3 protein-coding genes and 1 pseudogene are annotated in these 5,358 nt (G+C 58.6%); 2 read left to right on the plus strand and 2 right to left on the minus strand.

Translation table 11 applies throughout. The features are described from left to right. Both IGS51_RS05770 and IGS51_RS05775 read left to right on the plus strand, forming a co-directional pair. Positions 1-861 (plus strand): annotated as a pseudogene (locus IGS51_RS05770) (serine/threonine protein kinase); the annotation flags it as partial. Between the two features lie 191 nt (positions 862-1,052). After that, positions 1,053-2,996, plus strand: coding sequence for a bluetail domain-containing putative surface protein (locus IGS51_RS05775; protein ID WP_297077057.1), 1,944 nt, complete (start codon positions 1,053-1,055; stop codon positions 2,994-2,996). Between the two features lie 226 nt (positions 2,997-3,222). Here the strand turns inward: IGS51_RS05775 and IGS51_RS05780 are convergent, their stop codons facing one another. After that, a complete protein-coding gene (locus IGS51_RS05780; protein WP_172354270.1) occupies positions 3,223-3,795 on the minus strand; it encodes a peptidoglycan-binding protein in 573 nt (190 codons plus the stop codon). Positions 3,796-4,238: 443 nt separating this feature from the next. Further along, positions 4,239-5,358: DUF4912 domain-containing protein (locus tag IGS51_RS05785; RefSeq protein ID WP_297077061.1), on the minus strand; the 1,120-nt coding region annotated here is incomplete at its 5' end.

Genomic DNA, 5,358 nt, shown 5'->3' on the forward strand with positions numbered 1-5,358 from the left:
TCGCCAGAGCCAGAATTTTGGGCAGAGGAGCGCCAGCGCAAAGCAGCCCTCACCCAACGACGGCAGGATTTGGGCGTAGACTCTGGCTTTCTGGTGCGAATTACCGACACCACCTTTCATCAGCGCTATCCCGAACTGGGCGGCCGCAGCCTGGGTAAAGGCGAGGCAGATGAGGAATGGCGAGAACGCTGGGATGCGATCGCCGCTGAGTGGCTGGATATCTTTGAGCAGGAACTCAGCAGCACGGCTCGGCGCAAACTGGGGAAATATTCGGCGAGCGATCGCACGGCTTGGCGAGATGCCGTGAACAAGCTCTACGTCAGCAGCCGCGCCCTCAATGACCTAACCGATGCACAGTTTTTCAACCGCTTCCCCGACCTGCGCGGGCAGGATTTTATCAACGCCCCCATCGGCCAAGTCTGGCAGGGCATGGCGGCGGATCAGGTGGCAGCGATGCAGGCGGGCAAAACCCTCAGCCGCATCGAGTTCGCACCCGGATCGCTGGGCGAATCGGCAAGCGGCAACCTGAAACCCGGTGAGGGCAGGGTCTACATTGCCAACCTGCAAGCCGAGCAGCCCGCCCGGTTTGACCTGGAAACCAATTCTGGCGCGGCGCTGTTTTCCATCTACCCGCCCAGCCCCAGCGCCCAAGTGCCGCCCATGCTAGAAGATTCCGAAACCACCCGCTGGTCGGGAACCTTGCCCCAGAGCGGCTATTACGAATTTGTGGTAGTGCCCAGAGGCAGGGACGGGCTGCGCTATCGGCTCAACCTCGCAGTCGATCGCGTGATCACCACCCCCACCAGCCCCGATCGCCCCATGCCGCGCCAGTCTGATGAGCCAGTGCGGCCGGGGAACTGAGGAATTAGCAGTAGGCTTTTCCACGGAATGGCGAATAAATTCTCTGCCGAAGTGTTGATCTAGAACCTTCTCCCAAAGATTACGTAGCGTTAGCAGCACTTCATGAAAACCTCAAATTAACTGTGCCAATCTGGAATCGCTGCGAGAGAATTTTCGTTGGCTTCGGAAACTAGGGGAAATAGGAAAGTTCTATGGCAAATCTTGCGCCCGTGCTGGACACCTCAGGAGCCGTCACCTTGGGGGCGATCGCCGCTGACATTTCCCCAGCCGCCAACCTCGGCATCAGCCTGTCGGAACTCGTCGGCGGCCGGATCACCGATCCCAACGGCGACCCCACGGGCATCGCCATCACAGGCGCAGACAACACCAACGGCACCTGGCAATATTCCCTCGACGGCGGCACTACCTGGATTGATTTCGGCTCCGTTTCCGAGAGTTCTTCCCTCATTCTGGGAGCCTACACCCTCTACAGCGGACTATTGGGCACCAAACCCACCGACCAGCCCTGGCTAGCCTTTGGCAATTTGGGAGACACGACCGAATCACTGATCGCTGGAGGCGTGAATCTCAATACGCTGGGGAACTCTGCTTTTCCTGGAGGCATCCGAAACTTGACCTATGCCGGATACGGCAACAAAAACACCAGCGGCAATCTGGTCAACTCCCGTTTTCCAGAACTGGATGCAGATCAGGGATTTACAGTTGCCTTCAGCATTAACTTAGTCTCGGAGGCTCGCAGCAACGAAAACCGGGCCGGCTTCAGCATCCTCGTGACAACCCAGACCAACACCAGGGCGATTGAACTGGGCTTTCAGCAGGTTAATAGCTCAACGGGCAAGATCTTTGCCCAGGGCGATGGCATCACGCCCAATCCCGGCGGGGAGCCGAACAACCTGTTTGTGGCGGCAGAGTCCATCAGTTTTAACACCAATCAGGTTGCCGACTACCGACTGACGATTCTGGGCAATCGCTACACGCTGTTTGCCGATGGCAATCAAATTCTGTCTGGGCCGCTGCGAAACTACACAGCCTTTGAAGGAGTTACGCCACCAGGCGGCACGGAACCAGTCGATCCCTACGAAGAATCCAATGTCATCTTTTTGGGCGACAACACGACATCGGCGCGGGCATCGGTGAATTTCTATCAATTGGCGCTGCAAACCCAGACGCGGGTGCGGTTTCAGCCGAATGCTGGCTTTGGCGGCACGTCAAACTTCACCTTTCGGGCGTGGGATACAACGGATGGCAAATCGAATGGCGATCGCACTAATACCAGCACAAACGGCGGCTCTACTCCCTTCAGCGAAGCCTTTGCAGCCGCAACTATCACGATTCAAGCGGGTGGCACGGGCGGCGGTGTAGGCGGCGGTGCAGGCGGTAGAACAGGTGGTGGTACAGGTGATGGAACAGGCGGCGGTACGGGTAGTGGTACGGACGGCGGCACAGGCGGCGGTACAGGTGGTGGAACGGGTGGCGGTGCAGGCGGCGGTACGGGTAGTGGTACGGACGGCGGCACAGGTGGTGGAACGGGTGGCGGCACACCCCTGCAAATCGAATTTATCGGCACTGAAAATGACGACACCCTGACAGGCAACGCCGCGAATAACCGAATCTGGGGATTGGCAGGCAACGACCTGCTGATTGGCAGCGACGGCGACGATACGCTGGTCGGCGGGCTGGGGCAAGACACCTACGACGGCGGGCCGGGGGTCGATGTGCATGTGTTCGCAGGCGCAACGCTCAGAGCAGCCCTGCAAACCTCTCCAGTTCGCAGACCCGATCGCATTTTGAACTTTGGGCCGGCCGATGTCATTCAGTTTGATTTTGACGATAATCTTGCCACTCCTGATCTGCCCAGGAAGCTCTTCAACGCAGGCAGGATTCGCGCTAAAACGCTGCTGGATGCCACCCGGCTCGCCTTTGCCGACAAAAACCAGAAGCAGCGAGGCAAACAAGCGCTGAGGGCGCTGGAGGCGACGTTCTTTACCTATCGAGGCACCCGCTATCTGACCTTTAATGACCCAAAGGCAGGCTTCAGTCCCCGCAATGATTTTCTAGTGGCGATGCCGGGAATGCAGTTTGACGCGGGCGATGCCAACCGGGGTGCGCTGCGGGTCAGCAATTATTTTGTGTAACCGTGTTTTGTGTGTAACCGTGTTTTGTTTCGCTGCAAGACCTGTATCGCTAAACCTGTATAGCTAATCTGTATCGCTAAAAATTCAGTGTCGCTACACAAAATCGCTACAAAACACGCTACAAAAGTCGCTACAAAACAAGAATGGGGCACTTGATTAAGCGCCCCACTCAACTATGGCTATCCAAAATAATTAAACCTCTCAACTCGACAATGGCGACGGCCGGCTAAACTCGCCCAAGAGCGGGCACCAGACGGCGCAGACGATGCATTTTCACCCTGGGTTGCTCAGGCTGAGCAGTTTGGGGGTCAGGATTGAGCGCTTTGTGGAGCGCCGTCCAGGTTCGGGGACAGACAGTGCCGCTGGGGGTGAGGCTGTTTTGGGCTTGAAAGGCGATCGCCGCCTCAGCCGTTTTTTCGCCAAACACGCCATCCACGGTCAAAGCATTGCCCAATCGATTCAGCACTTTCTGCAATACGTAGACATCGGCTCCAGAATGGCCAGGGCGCAGGGTGCGACAGCCGGGCTGGAGGGTGGCCTTGAGGGTGGCGAGGGTTGTTGGATCAACGATCCCGTCTACCCGCAGATTTTGCCGCCGCTGGAAGGCGCGAACCGCTTCTTCCGTCAGCCAGCCAAAATCCCCATCCACCTTAACCCGATAGCCATGAGCGCAGAGGAGTTCCTGCACTTCGGCAACGGCGTGTCCCGTATCCCAGGGGTACAAACAGGTTGGGTTGGCAGAAACGATTGCCGTTGCAAGTGGCTTGCTGGCGATCGCCCGCGATTGATCTAGGGTCATTTCGAGTCTCCTTCCCCTGGCGTGGGACTTGATTGTGTGCATGTCGCCGCGTGGTTTGGTTTTGGGACAAGATGCCCCGCCCCGCACACGGCTTTTGTTTCATGGTTGGGTTGTGAGGATTACCTCGTGAAAGTAGCCTTAGAATGCTTTTCCGACGTGCTGATCTCAGCAGTTGGACACCTTCGAGCCGCGCTAGAACCTATGCGCCTTGCGTTGCAACACGCGCAGGACTCCCAGCGTTGACCTATGGGCATCCGTCTACTCAGATTGCGTCTTCGATGCTTTCTAAGGTAGAGGACTTGTGAGTTGAAAACTTCACCGGGCAAGGTCAATAAAACTTCACCCATATTGGCGATTATACTGTGAAACTACAATCGCCGTGGGTTCTCGTCCGGGCAGCTTCTTCAAAGTTTTAAGGATACCACGCGGTGGCCAGCGTCGTCCTACAGATCCAGATCCAGGTCGTCTAGATCCAGGTCGCTCAGGTTTAAGTTGCTGAGCGGATCAGGTTCCGCCGCAAGCACCTGTTCCGCCGTGACCACGTCCGCCGCTGGGGGAACTCGGACAGGTTCAGACTGGGCTAGCTTGATCCAGCGGCGATCGCGCGTCACGTAACCCAGTTCCACCAGATAATCTCGATGGGGCTGCGGAATTGGGATGTGGCAATCGGGTATGGCCTCGTTGCACTGGAACTGGCGCACAGGGCGCAGGACACCCCCCGCTTCGCGCTCGGTCACGTCGTAGAGATGCAGCGCCATCACCTCGCCGCCGTTTTGCCGCGCCGCTGCTTTCCGCTGTTCCGAGACTTCCCAATACACGTAGGCATCGCTCTCATCGCGGGGCACTAGGATAATGCGGCTGGGGGCGATCGCCCCAATCGGCGGCGCAGTCGGGGCTGGCACGCCAACCGGAGGCACTGCACCCGTCGCAATGCCCGACCCAATGCCTGACCCAGTAACTGACTCAATGCCCGACCCAGTACCCGACTCTGCCCAACCGCCCTCGGTTTCACCCGGCACGCAGGCAGGCACATGCACCGCCGCCGAACGTGCCAGCGGCAGCCACTCTCGCTCATTCGACAGGTAGCCGACTTCAGCCACGTAGTCTCCGGCTTCTTCGGCAACCGAGATGTGGAAATCCTGCGTATTTTCGTCGCAGTCAAACTGCTGCATATTGCGCTCGTCGGCGCGGCTCGCGTCCTTTCCCGTCACGTCATACAGCCGCAACTGGAGATTGCGCCCGCCCCGTTCTGCCAGCAATGCGCGATCCGCCTCCGACAATTCCCAATAGGCATAGACATCGCGGCAGGAGCGGGGTGTTAGCACTAGCCGACTCGTGCCTGGTAAATCGAGCAGGGCCTCGTCTTCGGGCTTGCGGAATAGCCACCACAGCAGCCCGCCTAGCACCGGCACAGCCAGCAGCAGGAACCAGGGGAAACTGCTGCCTTCCGCAGGCTCATCGGCAGTCTCCGCCGGAGATTCTGGCGCGGGAGAAACCGTTCCCGCAGGCGTTTCCCCAGGCACAGGCTCACCCGGCGCGGGCGTTGCGGCAGGCTCCGCAGGC

Origin of the sequence: Thermoleptolyngbya sp. M55_K2018_002 (assembly GCF_015295965.1) — a bacterium.
GTDB lineage: Bacteria > Cyanobacteriota > Cyanobacteriia > Elainellales > Elainellaceae > Thermoleptolyngbya > Thermoleptolyngbya sichuanensis.